The 23,485-nt window shown below is 38.6% G+C and carries 23 protein-coding genes and 1 other annotated feature; of the genes, 21 read left to right on the top strand and 2 right to left on the bottom strand.

All coding sequences use genetic code 11. The annotated features are described in order from the left end of the window. Positions 1–125: 125 nt before the first annotated feature. From ilvE to V7024_RS19150, 21 genes are all read left to right on the top strand, one after another. Entirely contained in the window at positions 126–1,022 is an 897-nt protein-coding gene (gene ilvE, locus V7024_RS19250) for a branched-chain-amino-acid transaminase (RefSeq protein ID WP_335522817.1), read from the top strand. 14 nt (positions 1,023–1,036) lie between these two features. After that, entirely contained in the window at positions 1,037–2,704 is a 1,668-nt protein-coding gene (gene ilvD / locus V7024_RS19245) for a dihydroxy-acid dehydratase (protein WP_335522815.1), read from the top strand. A 23-nt stretch (positions 2,705–2,727) separates the two neighbouring features. After that, positions 2,728–2,954: a binding site (T-box leader), on the top strand. Between the two features lie 73 nt (positions 2,955–3,027). Beyond that, positions 3,028–4,722, top strand: coding sequence for an acetolactate synthase large subunit (gene ilvB, locus V7024_RS19240; RefSeq protein WP_335522813.1), 1,695 nt, complete (start codon positions 3,028–3,030; stop codon positions 4,720–4,722). Then, on the top strand, positions 4,722–5,237 hold the full coding sequence (ilvN, locus tag V7024_RS19235) for an acetolactate synthase small subunit (RefSeq protein WP_335522811.1): 516 nt from the start codon (positions 4,722–4,724) through the stop codon (positions 5,235–5,237). The genes ilvB and ilvN overlap by 1 nt, the downstream gene beginning before the upstream one ends. 27 nt (positions 5,238–5,264) lie before the next feature. Then, positions 5,265–6,275: a ketol-acid reductoisomerase gene (ilvC, locus tag V7024_RS19230; RefSeq protein WP_335522809.1), complete on the top strand. Its 1,011-nt coding sequence runs from the start codon at positions 5,265–5,267 to the stop codon at positions 6,273–6,275. Between the two features lies 1 nt (position 6,276). Further along, positions 6,277–7,800, top strand: coding sequence for a 2-isopropylmalate synthase (locus V7024_RS19225; RefSeq protein ID WP_335522807.1), 1,524 nt, complete (start codon positions 6,277–6,279; stop codon positions 7,798–7,800). Between the two features lie 14 nt (positions 7,801–7,814). Next, positions 7,815–8,879 (top strand): 3-isopropylmalate dehydrogenase, encoded by a 1,065-nt coding sequence (leuB, locus tag V7024_RS19220; protein ID WP_335522806.1) that lies wholly within the window; start codon positions 7,815–7,817, stop codon positions 8,877–8,879. Next, a complete protein-coding gene (gene leuC / locus V7024_RS19215; protein ID WP_335522803.1) occupies positions 8,879–10,273 on the top strand; it encodes a 3-isopropylmalate dehydratase large subunit in 1,395 nt (464 codons plus the stop codon). The genes leuB and leuC overlap by 1 nt, the downstream gene beginning before the upstream one ends. Beyond that, the gene (gene leuD / locus V7024_RS19210; RefSeq protein ID WP_335522801.1) at positions 10,251–10,829 is read left to right on the top strand and encodes a 3-isopropylmalate dehydratase small subunit; all 579 of its coding nucleotides are present in this window, start codon (positions 10,251–10,253) and stop codon (positions 10,827–10,829) included. The genes leuC and leuD overlap by 23 nt, the downstream gene beginning before the upstream one ends. A 440-nt stretch (positions 10,830–11,269) precedes the next feature. After that, on the top strand, positions 11,270–12,532 hold the full coding sequence (gene hisZ, locus V7024_RS19205; RefSeq protein ID WP_335522798.1) for an ATP phosphoribosyltransferase regulatory subunit: 1,263 nt from the start codon (positions 11,270–11,272) through the stop codon (positions 12,530–12,532). After that, on the top strand, positions 12,508–13,143 hold the full coding sequence (gene hisG, locus V7024_RS19200) for an ATP phosphoribosyltransferase (protein WP_335522796.1): 636 nt from the start codon (positions 12,508–12,510) through the stop codon (positions 13,141–13,143). The genes hisZ and hisG overlap by 25 nt, the downstream gene beginning before the upstream one ends. Before the next feature lie 14 nt (positions 13,144–13,157). Further along, complete coding sequence (gene hisD, locus V7024_RS19195; protein ID WP_335522794.1) at positions 13,158–14,450, top strand: histidinol dehydrogenase; 1,293 nt, start codon at positions 13,158–13,160, stop codon at positions 14,448–14,450. After that, positions 14,450–15,034 (top strand): imidazoleglycerol-phosphate dehydratase HisB, encoded by a 585-nt coding sequence (gene hisB, locus V7024_RS19190; protein WP_098915487.1) that lies wholly within the window; start codon positions 14,450–14,452, stop codon positions 15,032–15,034. The genes hisD and hisB overlap by 1 nt, the downstream gene beginning before the upstream one ends. A gap of 1 nt (position 15,035) precedes the next feature. After that, positions 15,036–15,641: an imidazole glycerol phosphate synthase subunit HisH gene (hisH, locus tag V7024_RS19185; protein WP_335522791.1), complete on the top strand. Its 606-nt coding sequence runs from the start codon at positions 15,036–15,038 to the stop codon at positions 15,639–15,641. Beyond that, positions 15,638–16,357 (top strand): 1-(5-phosphoribosyl)-5-[(5-phosphoribosylamino)methylideneamino]imidazole-4-carboxamide isomerase, encoded by a 720-nt coding sequence (gene hisA, locus V7024_RS19180; RefSeq protein WP_335522789.1) that lies wholly within the window; start codon positions 15,638–15,640, stop codon positions 16,355–16,357. The genes hisH and hisA overlap by 4 nt, the downstream gene beginning before the upstream one ends. Further along, positions 16,351–17,109 (top strand): imidazole glycerol phosphate synthase subunit HisF, encoded by a 759-nt coding sequence (hisF, locus tag V7024_RS19175; RefSeq protein ID WP_335522787.1) that lies wholly within the window; start codon positions 16,351–16,353, stop codon positions 17,107–17,109. The genes hisA and hisF overlap by 7 nt, the downstream gene beginning before the upstream one ends. Continuing rightward, positions 17,106–17,411 carry a phosphoribosyl-AMP cyclohydrolase gene (gene hisI, locus V7024_RS19170; protein WP_098915479.1) on the top strand — a complete coding sequence of 102 codons (306 nt, stop codon included), beginning with the start codon at positions 17,106–17,108 and terminating at the stop codon, positions 17,409–17,411. The genes hisF and hisI overlap by 4 nt, the downstream gene beginning before the upstream one ends. Before the next feature lie 15 nt (positions 17,412–17,426). Further along, positions 17,427–17,750 (top strand): phosphoribosyl-ATP diphosphatase, encoded by a 324-nt coding sequence (locus V7024_RS19165; protein WP_335522784.1) that lies wholly within the window; start codon positions 17,427–17,429, stop codon positions 17,748–17,750. A gap of 12 nt (positions 17,751–17,762) precedes the next feature. Then, the gene (locus V7024_RS19160; protein WP_335522782.1) at positions 17,763–18,782 is read left to right on the top strand and encodes a histidinol phosphate phosphatase domain-containing protein; all 1,020 of its coding nucleotides are present in this window, start codon (positions 17,763–17,765) and stop codon (positions 18,780–18,782) included. A 110-nt stretch (positions 18,783–18,892) separates the two neighbouring features. Continuing rightward, on the top strand, positions 18,893–19,051 hold the full coding sequence (locus V7024_RS19155) for a DUF4025 domain-containing protein (protein WP_335522780.1): 159 nt from the start codon (positions 18,893–18,895) through the stop codon (positions 19,049–19,051). A gap of 371 nt (positions 19,052–19,422) precedes the next feature. Next, complete coding sequence (locus V7024_RS19150) at positions 19,423–20,394, top strand: NAD(P)-dependent oxidoreductase (protein ID WP_335522778.1); 972 nt, start codon at positions 19,423–19,425, stop codon at positions 20,392–20,394. A gap of 38 nt (positions 20,395–20,432) precedes the next feature. Here the strand turns inward: V7024_RS19150 and pssA are convergent, their stop codons facing one another. Continuing rightward, a complete protein-coding gene (pssA, locus tag V7024_RS19145; RefSeq protein ID WP_098915457.1) occupies positions 20,433–21,137 on the bottom strand; it encodes a CDP-diacylglycerol--serine O-phosphatidyltransferase in 705 nt (234 codons plus the stop codon). Between the two features lie 426 nt (positions 21,138–21,563). Continuing rightward, complete coding sequence (locus V7024_RS19140; RefSeq protein WP_335522775.1) at positions 21,564–23,450, bottom strand: LTA synthase family protein; 1,887 nt, start codon at positions 23,448–23,450, stop codon at positions 21,564–21,566. Positions 23,451–23,485 lie beyond the last annotated feature (35 nt).

Raw genomic sequence — 23,485 nt, 5'->3', positions numbered from 1 at the left:
ATATATAATGGGGTGTCCTTAAAATTAAAAATTTTAAATTTTCAAAAATTTCTTTGATTTATTTGAAAAGGGAGCGTAAACTAGGAAACAATAAAAATTTCAAGGATATAGGGGGGCGCTTTCAAGTGAACGAGCAATGGATTTTCTTAAATGGAGAATTTGTTCCAAAAGATGAAGCAAAAGTTTCTGTTTATGATCATGGATATTTATATGGTGATGGGGTATTTGAAGGCATTCGTGTTTACAGCGGGAATGTTTTTCGATTGAAAGAACACCTCATTCGTTTGTACGAATCAGCAAAATCCATTTTACTAGAAATTCCATATACGTTGGAAGAAGTGACCAATATTGTTGTTGAAACAATAAGGCGTAATCAATTATCCAATGGGTATATTCGTCTAGTTGTATCACGCGGGGCTGGAAATCTTGGTTTAGATCCCGATTCGTGTTTAAAGCCAAATGTTGTTGTAATTGCGGAACAACTAGCACTGTTTCCAACGGAATATTATGAAAAGGGCATCCCGGTTGTGACAGTTGCAACAAGGCGGAATCGTCCAGACGTATTAACACCACAAGTGAAATCATTGAATTACCTTAATAATATTTTAGTTAGAATTGAAGCGAAACTTGCTGGTGTGCAGGAAGCGCTGATGTTAAATGAGCAAGGGTATGTTGCAGAAGGTTCAGGTGACAACGTATTTATTGTAAAAGGCAATAAATTAATTACACCGCCAAGTTCTGCGGGAGCACTGGAAGGAATTACGCGAAATGCGATTATGGAAATTGGTGAGAAGCTTGGCTATGACGTAAGGGAAGAATTATTTACTCGCCATGATGTGTATGTAGCGGATGAAGTATTTTTAACAGGTACAGCAGCTGAAGTTATTGCGGTAACGAAGGTTGACGGAAGAGAAATTGGTGCTGGGAAACCAGGAATGCATACAAATCGTTTGTTAGAAGAATTTCGTAAGCTAGTCGTAGAAGATGGTGAAAAAATTTATGAAGAAAATCAAGTAAGTTGATAGGAGAATAACCGATGCGAAGCAATATGATTAAACAAGGTATTGACCGGGCGCCGCATCGAAGTTTGCTTCATGCGGCAGGCGTTAAAGAAGAAGATTTTCATAAACCATTTATTGCAATTTGTAATTCATATATAGATATTGTTCCAGGACATATTCATTTAAGGGAACTTGCTGATGTAGCGAAAGCTGCCATTCGCGCGGCAGGAGGTGTTCCTTTTGAATTTAATACAATCGGTGTTGATGATGGAATTGCAATGGGACACATTGGAATGCGCTATTCACTTCCAAGTCGGGAGATCATTGCAGATGCGGCAGAAACTGTAATTCAAGCTCATTGGTTTGATGGAGTTATGTTTATGCCGAATTGTGACAAAATTACACCGGGAATGTTAATGGCATCTGTTCGGACGAATGTCCCTTCTGTTTTTGTCTCAGGGGGACCGATGGAAGCTGGAAAAGCAAAAGATGGCACTCCTCTTTCATTAGCATCTGTATTTGAAGGAGTTGGCGCTCATAAATCAGGGAAGTTAAGTTTAGAGCAGCTGATTGATATGGAAAAATCAGCATGTCCAACGTGTGGTTCTTGTTCAGGGATGTTTACAGCAAATTCTATGAATACCATTATGGAAATGCTCGGTGTTGCACTTCCCGGAAATGGAACGATTGTCGCAACAAGTGAAGAACGACATAACTTAATTCGTCAAGCTGCGTCTCATTTAATGGATTTAATTAAGCGTGATATAAAGCCGCGTGACATTATTACGATAGAAGCAATTGATGATGCCTTTGCATTAGATATGGCGATGGGCGGATCGACAAATACCGTTTTACATATGTTAGCCATCGCGAATGAAGCTGGAATTAATTATGACTTGCAGCGTATTAATGATATTGCAAAGCGTGTTCCATACTTGGCGAAAATTAGCCCAGCTTCTCATTATTCTATGCATGATGTACATGAAGCCGGCGGGGTGGCAGCTATTATTAAAGAGCTTTCACAAATTCCAGGGGCAATTCATTCTGAGCGCATGACAATTACAGGGAAAAGCATCTATGAAACAGCAGAAGATGGAAAAATTTTAGATGAAAAAGTAATTCGTCCGAAAGAGCGGCCTTATCGTAAAACAGGTGGTCTTTCCATTCTCTTTGGAAATTTAGCACCAGATGGCTCTGTCCTAAAAGTTGGAGCGATTGATGAATCAGTTACCTCATTTGTGGGTGAAGCAATTTGCTTTGATTCTCACGATGAAGCAGTTGCTGCAATTCATAGTGGTATTGTGAAAGAAGGGCATATTGTAGTCATCCGCTATGAAGGTCCAAAAGGAGGACCTGGTATGCCGGAAATGTTAGCTCCAACATCAGCAATCGTTGGGAGAGGACTTGGAACAAAGGTTGCGTTGATTACTGATGGGCGCTTCTCCGGAGCAACAAGAGGGATTGCGATTGGGCATGTATCGCCTGAAGCGGCTGAAGGAGGACCAATTGCATATGTGAGAGACGGCGATCCCATCATCATTAATGTAAAAGATGGCAGTATTCATTGGGAAATTTCTAACGAAGTATTAGAAGAGCGAAAAAAACAATTTATTTCTCCAGATCCGAAAGTGAAAACTGGGTATTTAGCAAGATACGCAAAGCTTGTTACTTCGGCAAATACTGGAGGAATTATGAAAGTATAAAGTGAAACTTCCGTTTACGGATGGATAAAGCGTTGATAGGGAGGAGTAGTTGATTGTGAAGCCTCACAGAGAGTCGGTGGTTGGTGGAAACCGATGGTTCACGTTGACGAACATCGCCCTTGAGTGCCAAACTGAAGCACTTGCCTAGGTTTGGACGGTAGCTCCGTTATTAGCTTGATTCTATTAGAGTCACTGAGGCAAGAATTTTTCTTGCAAAGAAGGGTGGTACCACGAGTCTTTCGTCCCTTCAGCAAATAGCTGAAGTGTGGGCGAAAGACTTTTTTATTTATATAGGTATTTTATAAAGGAGGTTTGTAGAAACGATGTCTTCAAAAACGGAAGAGAAAATGGCAACCGGTGCACAGCTATTGTTACATGCGCTTAGAAAGGAAAAGGTAGAAGTCATTTTTGGTTATCCAGGAGGAGCTGTTTTGCCGCTATATGATGCGCTTTACGATTGTGAAATTCCTCATATTTTAACTAGGCATGAGCAAGGAGCCATCCATGCGGCAGAAGGGTATGCAAGAATTACCGGAAAGCCTGGTGTTGTAATTGCTACAAGCGGGCCGGGAGCGACAAATGTCATTACTGGTTTAGCGGATGCGATGATGGATTCTTTACCGCTCGTCGTATTTACTGGTCAAGTTGCAACAACGCTCATAGGGAGTGACGCCTTTCAAGAAGCGGATGTTATCGGACTTACAATGCCTGTCACAAAACATAATTATCAAGTGCGAAATGTATCGGATTTACCAAGAATTATAAAAGAAGCATTTCATATTGCTGCAACAGGTAGACCAGGTCCGGTCGTCATTGATCTTCCGAAAAATATGGTTGTAGAAACCGGAGAGCGATGTAGCGATGCCGAGATGGATTTACCTGGATACCAGCCGAATTATCATCCGAATCAATTACAAATTACAAAGCTAATGCAAGCAATTGAAACGGCAAAGAAACCACTTATTTTAGCAGGTGCGGGTGTACTGCATGCAAAAGCGGCAAATGAATTAACCGCATTTGCTCGAATGTATCATCTTCCGGTTGTTCATACATTGCTTGGTCTTGGAGGATTTCCAGCAGATGATCCATTGTTTTTAGGAATGGGGGGCATGCACGGTTCTTACGCAGCAAATATGGCTTTGTATGAATGTGATTTGTTAATAAATATAGGGGCCCGTTTTGATGATCGTTTGACTGGAAATTTAACGTATTTTGCAAAGGAAGCAACGGTAGCTCATATTGATATTGATCCTGCAGAAATTGGAAAGAACGTTGCAACAGAAATTCCAATTGTATCCAGTGCGAAGCATGCTTTAGAAGCGTTGCTAGCGTGTAAAGGAGAGAAACAAAATCATAAAGAATGGCTACAACTTCTGCAAAAAAGAAAGAATCGTTATCCATTTTGTTATGAAGACGATTCGCAAATGTTAAAACCGCAAGCTGCAATTCAAATGCTTTATGAAGTTACAAATGGAAATGCCATTATAACGACGGATGTTGGACAGCATCAAATGTGGGCCGCTCAATATTATAAATTAAAACAACCTGATAAGTGGATCACATCTGGAGGTCTTGGAACAATGGGGTTTGGCTTGCCAGCTGCGATAGGGGCGAAAATTGCCGAGCCGAATGAACTCGTTGTAGCAATTGTAGGTGATGCCGGCTTTCAAATGACATTACAAGAATTAAGTGTTTTAAAGGAACATTGCCTCCCGGTGAAAGTGCTTATTTTAAACAATGAAGCACTTGGAATGGTACGGCAATGGCAAGATGAGTTTTATAATCAGCGTTATTCGCATTCGGTACTTTCTTGTCAACCAGACTTTGTTATGTTAGCCCATGCGTATGGAATAAAAGGGATCCGGATTGAACATCCGTTAACAGCAAAAGAACAATTAAAAGAGGCGATGAATTTACAAGAACCGGTGCTAATTGATTGCCGCGTTTTACAATCTGAAAAAGTTACGCCTATGGTTGCTCCAGGAAAAGGTGTTCATCAAATGGAGGGGGTGGAATAGTGAAACGGATTGTAACAGCGACAGTTCGAAATCAAAGTGGGGTTTTAAATCGTATTACAGGTGTGATGGCGAGAAGGCAATTTAATATTGAAAGTATTTCAGTAGGCCATACAGAATCGGCCCATATTTCAAGAATGACATTTGTTGTTCATGTTGAAAATGTTCAGCAAGTCGAACAGCTTATTAAACAGCTTCATAAACAAATTGATGTATTAAAAGTATCTGATATTACAGAAGAAGCAATGATTGCAAGAGAACTTGCACTCATTAAAGTGTCTACATCAATTGCTTCAAGATCGGAATTGTATAGCTTAATTGAACCATTTCGCGCTGCTGTTATAGATGTTGGAAAGGATTCCATCGTCGTTCAAGTAACAGGAACGCAAGAAAAAGTAGAAGCGCTTATTGAGTTGTTACGTCCATACGGTTTAAAAGAAATTGCAAGAACAGGAGTAACAGCTTTTACGAGAAGTATGAAAAAGCAAGATAAACAACAAGTAATGTTAATTAACTAATTTTTAAAATATAGGAGGAGAAAGAAAATGGCAAAAGTTTATTATGAAAAGGATGTAACAGTAAGTGTATTAAAGGGAAAGAAAGTAGCAATTGTTGGCTATGGATCTCAAGGTCATGCTCATGCGCAAAATTTACGCGATAACGGCTTTGATGTTGTGATAGGTCTACGTCAAGGAAAATCATGGGAAAAGGCGAAAGAAGATGGATTTTCTGTATATAAGGTTGCTGAAGCTACAAAACTAGCAGATGTTGTAATGGTGTTGATTCCAGATGAACAACAGCCGGAAGTATATGAAACAGAAATTGCACCAAATTTGCAAGAAGGAAATGCACTTGTGTTTGCTCATGGGTTTAACGTTCATTTTAATCAAATTACACCACCTGAAGATGTAGATGTATTCCTTGTAGCACCAAAAGGACCGGGTCATCTTGTACGCCGTACATTTGTGGAAGGAGCAGCCGTGCCAGCATTATTTGCAGTTTACCAAGATGCAACAGGAACGGCTTATGAAAAAGCACTATCGTATGCAGATGGAATCGGAGCCACTCGCGCTGGTGTACTCCAAACAACATTTAAAGAAGAAACAGAAACAGATTTATTCGGAGAGCAAGCAGTACTTTGCGGAGGAGCAACTGCTCTTGTGAAAGCAGGTTTTGAAACATTAGTAGAGGCCGGCTACCAACCGGAACTTGCCTATTTTGAATGTTTACATGAACTAAAGCTAATTGTCGATCTTATGTATGAAGGCGGATTAGAAAATATGCGCTATTCGGTTTCGGACACAGCGCAGTGGGGTGATTTCGTATCGGGGCCTCGGGTTGTAACAGAGCATACGAAACAAGCGATGCAAGAAGTGTTAAAAGATATTCAAGATGGAACATTTGCTAGAGGATGGATTGCGGAACATAAAGCAGGAAGACAAAACTTCCATGCAATTAATACAGAGGAGAATGCGCATCAAATTGAAGTAGTTGGACGTAAATTGCGTGAGATGATGCCGTTTGTAAAGCCAAGAGTGAAAATGGAGGTTAAGTAATATGAAGCAAATTTTGTTCATGGATACAACGCTTCGCGATGGGGAGCAATCACCTGGAGTAAACTTAAATGAACAAGAAAAACTACAAATTGCAAAGCAATTAGAACGGCTTGGTATTCATGTGATGGAGGCGGGTTTTGCGTCCGCTTCCGAAGGTGATTTCAGGTCGGTGAAGCGTATTGCTGAAACCATTCAAAATGCTTCTGTTATGAGTCTGGCCCGTGCAAAGGAAAGTGATATTCATACAGCATATGAAGCGTTAAAAGGGGGCGTATCTCCCCGGTTACATGTCTTTCTCGCAACGAGTGATATTCATATGAAATATAAACTCCGTATGTCAAAGGATGAAGTATTAGATACAATTTATCGCTCAGTAAAGCTTGGGAAATCATTATTTCCAGCGGTGCAGTTTTCTGCAGAAGATGCAACACGGACAACCTCTTCTTTTTTAGCGGAAGCTGTAGAAGTTGCGATTCGCGCCGGGGCGGATGTCATTAATATTCCTGATACAGTAGGATACACAAATCCAGAAGAATATTATTCTCTTTTCCGATATTTGCAAGAACATGTTCTATCTTATGAGAAAGCTATTTTCTCTTGTCATTGTCATGATGATCTTGGTATGGCAGTAGCCAACTCATTAGCGGCAATTGAAGGCGGTGCACTTCAAGTAGAAGGAACAATTAATGGCATTGGAGAACGCGCTGGTAATGCTGCTCTCGAAGAAGTTGCGGTTGCACTCCATATTCGAAATGATTATTACGGGGCGTCATCTTCCATACAATTAAAAGAAATTAAAAGGGCGAGTACACTTGTAAGTCGATTAACGGGAATGGTTGTTCCAAAAAACAAAGCAATTGTTGGGGCCAATGCGTTTGCCCATGAATCTGGTATTCATCAAGATGGAGTTTTAAAAGAAGCATCTACTTACGAGATTATTTCACCTTCTCTTATAGGAGAAGAACGAAATCAATTTGTACTTGGGAAACACTCCGGACGACATGCTTTTACAGAGAAGATGAAAGAGTTAGGGTATGATTTTACAGAAGAAGAGAGGGATTTAGCATTTCGTGCTTTTAAACGGTTAGCGGATCGAAAGAAAGAAATTACAGAAGAAGATCTGCGAGCGCTTGTATTAGGGGAAACTGCATTTGCTAAGCAACAATACGATATTAAACAGTTACAAGTTCATTTTGTATCAAACAGCATTCAAAGTGCAACCGTCTGCTTAGAAGATGCTGAGGGGAATGAGCTGAAGGATGCTGCGACTGGAGCAGGTAGTATTGAAGCAATTTATAATGCAATTCAAAGAATTCTTCATTTACAATGTGAACTTGCTGACTATCGTATTCAATCCATTACGCAAGGACAAGATGCGTTAGCTCATGTTCATGTTGAATTGAAAGAAGATGGACATCAAGTTTCTGGTTTTGGCGTAGCGCAAGATGTACTGGAAGCTTCGGCCCGTGCTTACGTATATGCAGCAGGGAAATTAAAAGCGTTACGATCACTTACAAAATCGTAAAGGAGTGCTTGAAGATGGAAAAACGAATTGTATGTTTAGCTGGTGATGGAGTTGGACCGGAAATTATGGCAAGTGCCAAGCAAGTACTGGAAATGGTAGAAAGGTTATACGGGCATCATTTTTATTTACAAGATGAATTGTTTGGAGGAGCCGCCATTGATGCATTTGGTCAGCCGCTTCCATCCCGCACATTAACAGCGTGCTTAGCAAGTGACGCGGTATTATTAGGTGCAGTTGGAGGACCATATTGGGATCATGCGAAAGAACGTCCTGAACAAGGACTTCTAACTCTGCGAAAAGGCTTAGGTGTATTCGCGAACGTTCGCCCAGTTTCTGTAGAAGAAGCAACAGCGCACTTATCACCGTTAAAAGCAGCGGAGCAAGTTGATTTTGTTGTCGTTCGGGAATTAACAGGTGGCATCTATTTTTCGTTTCCGAAAGAGCGGACAGAGGAAACGGCAACAGATACACTTACTTATCATCGACGTGAAGTAGAACGAATTGTTTCCTATGCATTTCAATTAGCGAAAAAACGTCGTAAAAAAGTAACTTCTATTGATAAGGCGAATGTTTTAGAATCTAGTAAACTATGGAGACAAGTTACAGAAGAAGTAGCAGCTCGTCATCCTGAGGTAGAGCTAGAACACTTATTAGTAGATGCTGCCGCAATGGAACTCATTCGTAATCCAAGGCGATTTGATGTTATCGTTACAGAAAATTTATTTGGTGATATTTTAAGTGATGAAGCATCTGTATTAGCAGGTTCATTAGGAATGTTACCGTCTGCAAGTCATGCTGAGAATGGTCCATCTCTTTATGAGCCAGTTCATGGATCAGCGCCAGATATTGTTGGGAAAAATAAAGTAAATCCAATCGCTATGCTTCGCTCAGTCGCAATGATGCTTGGGCAATCATTTGGGTTGAGAAAAGAGGGAGAAGCAATTGAAGAAGCTATTTCTACAGTTCTTCGTTCTGGAAAATGTACTGCAGATTTAGGTGGGAATGAAACGACAGCTTCGTTTACAAAGTATGTATTACAAGCGATGGAAGAGCAGGCACTAGTGGGGAGATGGCGATAATGGGGAAAACACTATTAGATAAACTATGGGAACGACATGTTGTAGCAACAGATGAGAATGGACTGGATTTATTATATATTGATCTTCATCTCGTTCATGAAGTAACATCACCGCAAGCCTTTGAGGGCTTGCGGCTTGCAAATCGAACTGTGCGGCGTCCAGATTTAACGTTTGCGACAATGGATCATAATGTCCCGACAAAGGATGTATGGAACATTACAGATGAAATCGCAAAACAACAGATGGATACGCTTCGTCATAATTGTGAGCAATTCCATGTACGATTAGCGGATATGGGAGATGAAGAACAAGGAATTGTGCATGTGATTGGGCCAGAACTTGGATTAACACAACCGGGAAAAACAATTGTGTGCGGCGATAGTCATACAGCGACACATGGAGCGTTTGGTGCGCTGGCGTTTGGGATTGGTACGAGTGAGGTTGAACATGTATTAGCGACTCAAACATTATGGCAGCGAAAGCCGAAAGCAATGGGAGTAGAATTAAAAGGAACGCTGCCAAAGGGTGTATATGCAAAAGATATTATTTTACATTTACTTGCTACATACGGTGTGTCTATTGGCACAGGACATGTAATAGAGTTCTATGGAGACGCTGTACAAGAAATGACAATGGAAGAGCGAATGACGCTTTGTAATATGGCGATTGAAGGAGGAGCAAAAGCAGGCATGATTGCTCCGGATGAAACGACGTTTGCTTATGTAAGAGAGCGCCAATATGCGCCGAAAGAGTTTGAACAAGCAGTGGAAAACTGGCGTGAATTATACACGGATGAAGATGCGGTGTATGACACAGTCTTTACAGTTGATGTGAAAAAATTGGCGCCGTATGTGACGTGGGGTACTAATCCAGGAATGGGGCTTCGTATCGATGAAATACTTCCGGCACCAAACGATAAAAACGATGAACGTGCCTATGCATATATGGGCCTTCAACCGGGCCAACGTGTAACGGATATTCTAATTCAACACGTGTTTATCGGTTCTTGTACAAATTCCCGCTTGTCTGATTTAGAAATTGCTGCTGCGGTTGTGAGAGGAAGGAAGGTAAAAACGGGCGTGCGAGCTCTTATTGTCCCAGGATCAAAACAAGTGAGAGATGCAGCGATGAAAAAAGGATTACACCTTATTTTTGAAGAAGCGGGATTTGAATGGCGAGAACCTGGGTGTTCAATGTGTCTTGGTATGAATCCAGATCAAGTGCCAGAAGGTGAACATTGTGCTTCTACCTCAAACCGGAATTTTGAAGGAAGACAAGGAAAAGGAGCAAGAACACATCTCGTTAGCCCGGCTATGGCTGCATCCGCAGCAATTCATGGTTATTTTGTTGATGTAAGAAAGGAGAACTACGATGAAGCCATTTCATATTCATAAAGGGAAAATTGCGGTGTTGATGCATGATAATATTGATACCGATCAAATCATTCCGAAGCAGTATTTAAAACGTATTGAAAGGACAGGGTTTGGAGAGTTTCTGTTTGATGAATGGCGTTATTTAGATAACCGTCAAGAAAACCTTGCATTTCCGCTGAACGCTCCTGAGCGAAAAGGGGCTACGATTTTAATTACAGGAGAAAACTTCGGTTGCGGATCTTCTAGAGAACATGCCCCGTGGGCGCTTGCAGATTACGGATTTCGGGTTATTATTGCGGGAAGTTTTGCGGATATTTTTTATATGAATTGTACAAAAAATGGAATTCTTCCGATTGTAATGGAAAAGGAAATTCGTAAGCAGCTTGCATCTATAGCTCCGCAGACGATGATAGAAATAGATTTAGAGAATGAAGTATTAATAACTCCTGAGGATCGTTTTTCTTTTTCTATTGAACGCATGTGGAAAGAAAAGTTGCTGAGCGGTTTAGATGATATTGGGGTTACACTTCAGTATGAGAATGCGATTACTGAATATGAAATGAAAATATGTCGTTAATGGATAGAATTACAAAATGAATGCCACATTTTGTTGAAAGTTAAAAGAAAATTATTTACTTTCAGTTTAATCGGTAGTATACTGACCTAAAACTAAGAGGAGAAAGGGAGTAATGACAATGTTTACTTTCCAATCAGTCATTTTATTTACAGAACATCATCATACGTAAACCCTTGAACCTAGCGTGAAAAAACGTGTAGGTACAAGGGTTATTCCTGTTGTACCTACATTCTCCGAAGAGCTATGTAGGTATTTTTATCTACATAGCTCTTTTTTCGTTTTCTAAGAGCTAAGTTATGGATGTATGAGTAATGGTGAAGATGAAACCGCTAGTGAGCGAAGTTCAAGAAATGAAAAAGGGATATATAAGAGAATCATGTTCAATATGTTATCTTTGTAGATTTATTGAATACATGTGTTAAGAAAGTGGAGGTGTGACGATGAAAAAGTGGAAACGAGCCAATCCAAACGGAACGAGAGATTTTCTGTTTCAAGAATGTACATTAATGGAGGAGACTGAACAAAGGTTAAGGCGTACATTTATTGAGAGAGGATACGAAGAAATACGGACACCTATGATTGAATTTTATGATGTATTTGCGTTTCAAAATCGTCCGATTGACGAGGAGAAGATGTATAAGTTTTTTGATTCTGAGGGACGCATCCTCGTTCTTAGACCTGATATGACAATCCCGCTGGCACGTGTAATTGGAACAAAAAGAATGGAAGCTCCTTTGAAATTAACCTATAGTGGAAATGCTTTTAGGGCAAATGAATCTTTAACAGGAAAATATAATGAAATTACACAAACTGGAATTGAGATTATCGGTATCGATAATATACGTGCTGAAATCGAGTGTATTGTAAGCACGATTGTTGCCTTGCAATCAGTAGGTATTCAATCATTTAAAATTGAAATTGGTCAAGTGGAACTGTATAAGTCCATTGTGAAAAAGTTGTCTTTACGAGAAGAAGATGAATATACATTGCGAGAATGTATTGAGAGTAAAAATTATGCTGCCTTGTCCCAGTTTCTCCAAGAAAAGCAATTAGATATGCAGGATGAAACAGTGCAATTATTACAAAAGTTACCACGTTTATTTGGTGGGTTAGAAGTGGTTGAAGAGGCTGAGAAGCTTGCTGTCAGTAAAGAGATGAAGCGAGCCATTACACGGATCAAAAATATATATGAAAACATGGAACGTCTTGGTTATGGTGGGTATATTTCGATTGATTTGGGGATGATTCAACATCTTCATTATTATACGGGTGTAATCTTTCGTGGATATATAAGTGATATTGGGAAAGAGATTGTTAGTGGTGGGAGATATGATGAACTTATTGGGAATTTTGGAGAGTCTTTATCTGCAGTAGGATTAGCGATACAAGTAAATCAAATTGTCCGAACTTTACAAGAACGGAAGGAAACGCCATATCAAAAACAAATCGATGCTCTTCTATATTACTCATTAGATATGATTTCAGAAGCAGAGAAATTACGTACTTTATTTAGGAAAGATGGTGTAAAAGCAGAACTATCCATGTTAGACAATTTACAAGATACTTTTCAATTTGCAAGAACACTTGATGTAAAGACGGTAATTAATGTATCAGGAGATACGTTAGTCGAGTATATATGGAAAGGGAAATGGATTATGCGGAAAAAAGGAGAGTCCTCATGCGTAACATTCAAATTGCGTTAACGAAAGGAAGACTAGAAAAACATGTAATTCCCCTATTTGAACGAATTGGTATTGATTGTTCGGAGCTAAAAGATAAAGGAAGGAAGCTCGTCTTTCAAAGTAAGAACTCAAACGTTTCATTTATTCTTGTAAAGGCAGTTGATGTCGTAACATATGTCGAGCATGGTATAGCTGATATTGGTATTGTTGGGAAAGATATTTTACTTGAATACGAGAATGATATATATGAAATGATTGACTTAGGAGTAGGCTGTTGTAAAGTTTGTGTTGCTTCCACTTTGTCTTATAATCCAAACGGTTATAACAAAAAAAGGATAGCAACTAAATATCCGAATATTACTTCTGCATATTTTCGGAAGAAGGGAGAAGATGTAGAGATTATTAAAATAGAAGGTTCTGTTGAGATTGCTCCTTTGTTAGGATTAGCAGATGCAATCGTCGATATTGTAGAAACAGGACAAACGTTGAAAGAAAACGGCTTAGTCGTATTCGAAGAAGTTTGCGACATTTCAGCACGTTTCATTGTAAATAAAGCATCTTTAAAAATGAAAAAAGACGAAATATTCAATATTATAAATAAAATAGAGAATGTTGTAGCAGAAAAGAAGTAAAGGGGGAAGGAAAGATGGACGTTATATATGAGGATTATTCTACTATTTTATGTAAAGTGAAACAGCTGCGAGAACAAGCAAATACAGTAGAAGAAACGATTCAACAAGATGTGAAGAGAATTGTTACAAGTGTAAAGGAAAAGAAAGATGAAGCGCTTTTTTCGTATACAAAGGCTTTTGACGGAGTAGAGTTGTCTCAATTTCAAGTTTCGGAAGAAGAATTAGAATTCGCATATAGACGTGTCGACTCTGCATTTTTAGCAGCATTGCAAGAAGCAAAAAATAATATCATTTCATACCACGAAAAGCAAAAAAGACAGGCGTTTATTGATACAGAGGAAGAAGGGGTTATTCGAGGTCAAGTTGTTAGGCCGCTGCAAACCGTTGGCGTGTATGTACCAGGGGGAACGGCAGCATACCCATCATCGGTTCTAATGAATGTTTTGCCAGCAAAAATTGCGGGCGTCAATAAAATTGTCATGGTAACACCGCCAAACCGTGAAGGAGTAGACTCTCATATTTTAGCAGCCGCAAAAGTTGCTGGGGCTGATGAGGTGTATACAGTGGGAGGAGCGCAAGCAATTGCTGCGTTAGCATACGGAACGGAATCGATTCCGCGTGTTGATAAGATTGTAGGACCAGGAAATATATATGTTGCATTAGCGAAGCGCGAAGTATTTGGTTCCGTTCATATCGATATGATTGCTGGTCCTTCTGAAATTGTTGTTATTGCTGATGAAACGGGAAATGCGGCATATATTGCGGCTGATTTATTATCACAAGCAGAGCATGACAGACGAGCAACTGCTATTTGCATCACAACTTGTTTGGAATTAGCACAGGAAGTGAATAGAGAAATAGAAAAACAATTGATGAATCTCCCAAGAAGTGAAATAGCTCGTGAATCCATTAACAGAAACGGAGCGATTCTTGTTGTAGAATCACTGGAGCAAGCATTCCAACTCTCAAATGAAATTGCGCCGGAACATTTAGAACTGCATATAAAGGAACCAATGACAGCTCTCTCGTTTATTCAACATGCAGGCTCTATATTTTTAGGTCCATATGCGCCAGAGCCGTTAGGTGACTATATGGCAGGTCCGAATCACGTGTTACCAACAAGTGGAACAGCAAGATTCTTTTCCCCATTATCTGTTGATGATTTTATTAAAAAATCGAGCTTTTTATTTTATACAAAAGAGGCTCTTGGAAAGGTGCAACATCATATTGTCAATTTAGCGGAAAAAGAAGGGTTACAAGCTCATGCGAGAGCAATTGAGATTCGTTTTAAGGGAGGAGAAAAGTGATGCGCGCTGCAAAACAAACGAGAAATACAACAGAAACAAAAATTTCTGTAGCACTGCAATTAGATGGGAATCAAGAAATTTCAATTCAAACAGGAGTTGGTTTTTTTGATCATATGCTGACTTTATTTGCAAAGCATGGTCGTTTCGGATTGCAAATTGAAGCCGATGGTGATGTGCATATTGATGCCCATCATACAGTAGAAGATGTTGGGATTGTTCTGGGAAGTTGTTTGAAAGAAGCACTTGGTGATAAAGCGGGAATTAACCGTTACGGTACAGCTTATGTACCAATGGATGAAGCATTAGGATTTGTTACGGTTGATATAAGCGGAAGGTCGTATCTCGTATTTGATGGTGAATTTACAAATCCTAAACTTGGGGACTTTGATACAGAGCTAGCAGAAGAATTTTTTCGTGCAGTTGCTCATACGGCGAACATAACATTACATGTACGTGCTTTATATGGAAGCAACACGCATCACAAAATTGAAGCGCTCTTTAAAGCATTTGGACGTGCACTCTGTGAGGCTACCGAGAAAAATGAAAAAATTGTCGGGGTAAATTCTACGAAAGGACTGTTGTAATTTGATTGCAATTGTAGATTATGGAATGGGCAATATTCGAAGTGTCGAGCAAGCATTAAAGCATATTGGTGCAACGTATGTTGTAACAGATGAAGCAGAAAGAATTGTAAATAGCAATGGTGTTATTTTGCCAGGAGTTGGTGCATTTCCAAGAGCGATGCGCTGTTTACAAGAGAAAGGACTTATTTCTGTTATACAAAAGGTTGCTCATGCAGGAAAACCGCTTTTGGGAATTTGTTTAGGCATGCAGCTTTTATTTGAAGAAAGTGAAGAGATTGAGAGAACGAAAGGGTTGGGTTTGCTGCCAGGAAGAGTAAGGAAATTAAATGTGCCGTATAAAATTCCCCATATGGGATGGAATCAGCTGCAAAAGAAAATGGACCATTCTTTATGGAATGAAATAGAGGAAGAGCCCTTTGTTTATTATGTTCATTCTTATTATGTAGAATGTCCAATTGAGGTTGTAGTTGGTGGGAGTGAGTACGGTGTTTTCGTACCAGGGCTTGTTGCAAAAGAAAATGTATTCGGAGCTCAGTTTCACCCTGAAAAAAGTGGAGAAATAGGAATTCAAATATTACGAAATTTTAAGGAGGTTATCAAGGCATGAAGGTCTTCCCAGCTATTGATTTGAAAAATGGTCGTTGCGTTCGGTTATATCAAGGGAAATTTCAACAAGAAACAGTAATGAATGAAAACCCTGTTGCTCAGGCGTTGTTATTTGAACAACTAGGTGCACGTGTATTGCACCTTGTCGATTTAGACGGTGCAGTTGCCGGTCGTTCAGAGAATTTTTCTGTCATTGAAGACATTTGCAAAGCAGTGCGCATTCCAGTGCAAGTTGGAGGAGGGATTCGTTCGATTGCTGGGATCGAAACACTTTTATCAGTTGGAGTGATGAAAGTAATTCTTGGAACGGCGACATTGTATGATCGTACATTTTTAGAAGAGGCAGTTCGTTTATACGGCGACAAAATTATCGTTGGAATTGATGCGAAAAATGGATATGTAGCAACGCGAGGATGGCTAGATATATCTGAAATGCCTTATGTACAATTAGCAAAGGAAATGGAGGAAGTAGGTGTACAGACACTTGTTTTTACTGACATTTCTAAAGATGGAACTCTTGCTGGTCCAAATTTCGAACAATTACAAAAATTAAAAGATGAGGTTTCGCTTCAAATTGTTGCTTCTGGTGGTGTGAGTTGTCTTGCTGATGTTGAGAAGTTACAGAATATGAATTTGTACGGCGTGATTATAGGGAAAGCACTATATGATAAAAAAGTTATGTTAGAAGAAGCATTGCAGGTGACAGGGGCATGTTAACGAAGCGAATTATTCCTTGTTTAGATGTGAAAAATGGTCGTGTTGTAAAAGGAGTAAATTTTGTAGGAATACAAGATGTTGGGGATCCTGTTGCAATCGCTGCTGCATACAACGAAGCAGGTGCGGATGAGCTTGTATTTTTAGATATTACGGCAACGTACGAAGATAGGAAAACGATGGTTGATGTCGTAGAACGCACAGCATCGGAGGTATTTATTCCTCTTACAGTTGGCGGCGGGATCACCACTGTTCAAGATATGTATGGATTACTTCGGGCAGGTGCAGATAAAGTTTCATTAAACTCAGCGGCAGTGAAAAGGCCGGCATTAATTGAAGAAGGAGCAGAGCAATTTGGCTCTCAATGTATAGTTGTTGCAATTGATGCTAAGAAGAGTGGAGAAAACAAATGGAATGTGTATGTAAATGGCGGCCGCATTGATACAGGAATGGATGTAGTCGAATGGGCAAAGCGCGTGGAATGCCTAGGGGCTGGTGAATTACTGTTAACGAGCATGGATGCTGATGGAACAAAAGATGGCTATGATTTATTGTTCACAGAAACAGTTTCAAAAGCGGTTGGTATTCCGGTGATTGCTTCGGGGGGATGTGGATCCGTTGAACATATTGCAGAGGTTTTTCAGCGAACATCGGCAAATGCCGCATTAGCAGCTTCCATTTTTCATTACGGCGAGGCAACGATTCAAGAAACGAAACAAAAGTTGCAAAAAGCGAAAATTGAGGTGAGATTGTGAAACCAGATTTTTCAAAAGGGTTATTACCAGCTGTTGTGATTGAAGAGGGGACAAAAGACATATTGATGTTAGCTTACATGAATGAAGAAGCGTATGAAAAAACAGTAGATACAAAAACGACGTGGTTTTATTCGCGCTCACGAAGAGGTTTGTGGAATAAGGGGGAAACATCAGGACATATTCAGCACGTCAAATCACTATATTTAGATTGCGATCAAGATGCGATTATGGTAGTTGTCCAGCAGATAGGTGTAGCTTGTCATACAGGAGAAAAATCATGTTTTCATAATAAGGTGCTATAAAGGGGGGACAAGAAAATGAATGATGTGTTAAAACAGTTGTATGAAACGATTGAGCAGCGAAAAGATAATCCTGTTTCTGAGTCGTATACAAATTACTTATTTACAAAAGGAGAAGATAAAATATTAAAGAAGTTAGGAGAAGAATGTACGGAAGTTATCATTGCAGCGAAAAATAATACAAAAGACGAGTTGATAAAAGAAGTTACGGATCTTACGTATCATTGCTTAGTATTACTCGTAGAAAAAAATGTCTCATTACAAGAGATAACGGAAGAATTACAAAAACGGCAAGGTCAATTATCAAAAGTGGGCGACCGAAAAGACATTGATGCCTTATAGGAGGGGAGAAAAATGAGAGTAGATTATCACCTTCATTTAGAAGAAGGACCGTATTCAATGCGGTGGTTATCTCGCACAAATGAAGCGCTTGAGTATTTCACACCGATTGAAGAAGAGAAACATTCAATGGAATGGATCTTAAAAGCTGGGGAACGTTTGCAAAAGCGTGTAAAGGAAGGCGCATTTGCACAGGAGTGGATTGATTTATATTTAGAGGAAGCAGTGCGCAAAGGAATACGGGAAGTTGGAATAGTTGACCACTTATATCGTTTTTACGAAGCAAAGGAATACTATGAGCGCTATGTCGATATTAGTGATACAGAACTTGGACATTTGCAAAAAGAATGGCTCGATCAGGTGAGAGTAGAATCAATTGCAAATTTCACAAGAGCAATTGAAGATGCGAAAGAAAGATGGAGAAAACGAGGCGTGACATTACGACTTGGGATAGAAGCAGATTATTTCATCGGCGGAGAAGAAGAACTGGAAAAGTTATTAGCATTAGGAAATTTGGATTATGTGATTGGTTCTGTTCATTTTATAAATGGATGGGGATTTGATAACCCGGATACAGACAATTATTTTAGGCAGCATGATTTACATGCGTTATATCATACATTTTTTCAAACGTTAGAAAAAGCAATACGTTCTAGCTTATTTGATATTGTTGCACATTTAGATAATATAAAAGTGTTTAATTATCGCATAGATGAAAATGAGCAATTACCATATTACGAAACAGTTGCGAAAGCTTTGATTGAAACGAATACAGCTACGGAAGTGAATGCTGGATTATATTATCGATATCCTGTAAGAGAAATGTGTCCGAGTCCTTTGTTTTTACAGCGTTTAGTACATCATGGTGTTCCAATTACCATCTCGTCTGATGCACATTTTCCGAATGATTTAGGAAGTTACGTACAAGAAAATATAGAATCGCTTCGTAATCACGGTGTTACGCATATAGCAACATTTGAAAAAAGAATTCGAAGCATGAAACCGCTTGAATATGTAAAAGAGAATGTTTTGTGATAAAGTGAAACTTCCATCTTGAATTGGTGGGGACTTACTGCCCGCGAATAGCGGGATGAAAACCTCCTTCTTTGTTTACACTAACGTTGAATAAAAAAGGAGGTTTTCTTATGGCGAAACAACAATATAAAGATACTGGGAAGTTAACAAATGAGAATAATGCTCAACAAAAAGATCAATCAGAGCAATCGGTTATACAAGAACAAATTAGTGATACAGTAGCAGAAGGAACAATTGATGTGAAGCTGGGACAAGGAAGAGATAAATAAAGTGAAACAAACTTCTATATAAATACAAATTAGACCTAAAAACCCTCTTTCTTTTTAGGTGGGCGAGAGCATCTGGCCATGCATAGAAGCGGTCAGGGCCTTTTTCTGCCACATGCAAGGTTTATAACAAAAGAAGGAAGCAAGTCGCGGCCATGTTAACTTCTACATAGCAGCGACTTAAATGTCGAAAATTAAAATGGATATCTAGTAGTGAGAGGCTGAATGTATTCAGCCTCTTTTTCACGATTTTGTAAAGAAAAGTGATAAGAATAATGATAATGTAATCAAATTCCTTGTCTTTTTTCGACGGAATTTTTTACAATAATATTGAATGAGCATATTTTTATGTAAAAAAGAAAGGATGCTTAAACATGGCGAAAATTTTAATAGCAGGAAAAATTCCAGAAATCGGACTACAGTTGTTACGAGATCATGAAGTGGAAATGTATGATAAAGAAGAATTGATTGGCACAGAAGAGCTAGTAGCACGTGTAACAGATAAGGATGCGTTATTAAGCTTACTTTCAACAAAAGTTCCGAAAGAAGTCATCGATGCAGCACCGCATTTGAAAATTATTGCAAACTACGGAGCTGGATATGACAATATTGATTATAAGTATGCAGTGGAAAAGGATATAGCGGTTACGAATACACCGAAAGTTTCCACAGAGGCAACAGCAGAGCTAACATTTGCAATTCTGTTAGCGGCAGCGCGCCGTATTCCAGAAGGAGATACACTATGTCGTACAGTTGGTTTTAATGGCTGGGCGCCGCTCTTTTTCTTAGGACGTGAAGTATACGGGAAAACGATTGGTATTATTGGTCTAGGAGAAATCGGAAAGGCGGTAGCTAAGCGAGCAAAAGCCTTTGGGATGAAGATTGTGTATACAGGACCAAGTCGTAAATATGAGGCGGAGCAAGAATTAGGGGCAACATATGTAACGCTAGAAGAACTATTACAAACAGCTGATTTTATTACGATTAACTGTGCATATAATCCGAAGTTACATCACATGATTGATGAAGAACAGTTTAGACTAATGAAAAAAACGGCTTACATTATTAATGCGGCACGTGGTCCCATTATGAATGAAGAAGCGCTTGCAATTGCATTAGAAAGAAAGGAAATTGAAGGGGCAGCGCTTGATGTCTTTGAATTTGAACCGAAAATTACAGAGAGATTAAAAGAATTAACAAATGTTGTGTTAACACCGCATATTGGAAACGCAACGATTGAGACGCGCGATGCAATGGCAGAAATGGCAGTGCGTAATATTTTAGCAGTATTAGAAGGAAATGAACCATTAACGCCAGTGTATAAAAAAGAACTTGTGACGAAATAAAAACAGAAACCTTCCTAATTATAAGGAAGGTTTCTGTTTTATTCTTTGTTTGCTCGCTTTTTTTGTGACGGGCGTTGTCTAAGAAATTGAGATAGCATATACAAAATATAGAGCGGAATAGCAATGAATAAAAACACTGAAATATTACCGAAGCTCGTTTTGTACATCGTATAAATGATTCCGACTAAAAAGAGTGTCACGATAATACTATATTTTGGAATCGGTACATCTTTCATACTTGGAATACGAATGCGACTAACCATAAGAAAAGCAAATGTCACGAATACTGTAATGAGTACGATTTTTGGAATCACATGTGAAAATAAAGTAAGGAAGGCAACAAGGCCACCTGCAGCTGTAATTGGTACACCGGTAAAGTATTTCATTGATGTTGATGATGGTGTGACATTGAAGCGAGCTAATCTGTATGCTCCAAATAGAGGGAAAAGTCCTGCTATGTATAATCCGATAATACCGTAATTAGAGAAGGATGTGTAATACATCAATACTGCGGGTGCAGCACCAAATGTAACTACGTCTGCTAATGAATCAAGTTCTTTTCCGAGCTGTGAATCGACGCGAAGTAGGCGTGCAATCCTTCCATCGAGGCTATCTAGCATCATTCCGATTAAAACTAAAATTGCCGCTGATTTGTAGTATCCTAATGAAGCGTAGCCGATGGATAGAAATCCACTATATAAATTTCCGAGCGTAAATAAGTTTGGAATGGCTGCTCTGTACAAAATCTGATCCCTTGCTTTCTATTATAGATTCTTGATTAGTTTATGAAAGTTTATCTTTTTTATCATAACATAAATTTCCTATGCTCGTCGAAAAAAATCTTCATTTTGAGAAAGATTTTAGCGTGTTTTTTATTTGTTGTAAGCCCAGAAGAAATAACTGTAATTGCTGCTTCATTTGTTTTATTCAAAGCCATCATATTATATATTATTTTTTCGGCGTATAAGTGGCTGCTATGTGTAATACGACATGACCGCTACTTGCTTTCTCCTTTTGTTTTAAATTTTGCATGTGGCCAGGAACAGGCTCTGACCGTTTCTATACGTGGCCAGATGTTCTCGTCCCCCGAACCAGAAAGGGAGGGTGTCTTTTTTACTTGTATATATAAAAAATGAACCTCGAATCGTCATTGTTCGAGGTTCATTTTCTTATTCAAATTTGGTTGTCATCGTACCAGTCTTATATTGATTATGCGAATCAAATCGTAATAAATCACCGTAAATGAGTTTATCAGAGTAACTTAGTTCTGTTTTTGCTTTTTCAATATACGGTTGACAAATAGAAATATCAGTTGGCTCACCAGTTTTTTTGTTGTAGCATACATTTTTTGTATACAGATAATCATTTGTTACGAAGCTTCCGTCACGCATAACCATAAGTGGCTGATCATTTGTTTCAAATAAATCTGTGCCAAATTCAATAGAATTGTTTGTTTTTATACCGAGTAAATGTAGAAGTGTTGGCTTCACATCAATTTGCCCAGAAACTTTTGAAATGACTTGTCCTTTTTGACCGGGAATGTGAATGATGAGCGGTACTCTTTGTAGCTGCATCGTATCAAAAGGAGTAAGTGTTTCCTTTCCTAAAAATTGGGCCATAGCTGCATTATGGTTTTCAGAAATACCATAATGATCTCCGTAAATAATGATAATAGAATTATCGTATAATCCTTCTTTTTTTAGTTGTTCAACAAAATGTTTTAATGCTTCATCTGTATAACGTACAGTTGGAAAATAACGATTTACAACGCCGCTTTCTGAAGTGTATTCATTAATGAATTGATCTTCCGGTTGCAGCAAAAATGGAAAATGATTTGTTAATGTAATGAATTTCGTATAGAACGGCTGTGGTAAAGATTTTAATTTTGGGATAGATTGTTCGAAAAATTCTTTATCTTTTAATCCCCAACCAACAGACATTTGTTCCGCATTTGTATAGTCTTGCAAATTGAAATAGCGATCATATCCGAGTGTAGGATACATCAAATCACGATTCCAAAATGTTTTATCGTTTGAATGAAATACAGCAGAGTAATATCCATGTTTTTTTAGTTGTTCTGGTGTGGCTGTATATTCATTATTAGCATGTGTAAAGAAAACAGAGCCGCGATCAAGCGGATATAAAGAGTTTTCAATAATAAATTCGGCGTCTGATGTTTTCCCTTGTCCAGTTTGATGATAAAAGTTATTGAAATAATAGCTTTCTTTAATGAAGTCATTTAAAAATGGTGTAATTTCTTTTCCATTTATTTTTTGATTGATGACAAAACTTTGCGTAGATTCCATGGAGATTAAAATAACATTTTTTCCTTTTGCCACGCCGAACAATTCTTTATTTGCTTGTCTATCTTTTGTTTTCACATAGTTATCAATTTCAGAAAAGGTATCACCACTTGCGAAGGCACGCTGAGCAGACGATTTCGATTGCAGCGCAATATCATAAATATGATATGTATATAAGCCAAGATTTTTCACAACTGTTTGGCGATCAAATGAATGTGAAAAGAGTTGTGGTTTATAAATAACTGAAATAATCATTTGCAAGGCTAATGCTGCTGTTACACCACTAAAAAAGGTTTGTTTTTCTTTTCTCGATAAAGGAGTTGTGTCACAAAAACTAGGGAATTTCCGAGATAATATGGCTAAAATAATGGTATCTGCAAATAAAAGAAGTGTTTTATATGTAAATAGTTCTTTTATACTCGTTCCTAAATCAGCCATGTTATTCGTTTGAAATAATACTGGGAATGTTACAAAGTCATTGTAAAATCCATAAAACATGGCGTTGCCAAATAAAATAAATGATAACACCATACTAATACTAATAATGATACGATTTCGATATTTTGTTGCTAATAAAGCGAAACCGAAAAATAATAATAATGAAGCTAATGGATTAAAGAACAACATGATTTGTTCGAAAGCGTTATTGATCTTCATATCAAAAGCTAATTTGTATACAATATATGTTTTGATCCATAATAGGACGACTGCTATGAGAGCGAATCGTATTTTTGGAAACAAGCGTTGCATCATATTGGGCTCCTCCTACTACCTACAAGTAACCGTTC

Origin of the sequence: Bacillus sp. JJ864 (assembly GCF_036963045.1) — a bacterium.
Taxonomy (GTDB): Bacteria; Bacillota; Bacilli; order Bacillales; family Bacillaceae_G; genus Bacillus_A; species Bacillus_A pseudomycoides_C.
Note: the sequence above shows the minus strand (reverse complement) of the source record. Positions and strands in the feature narration are given on the sequence as shown.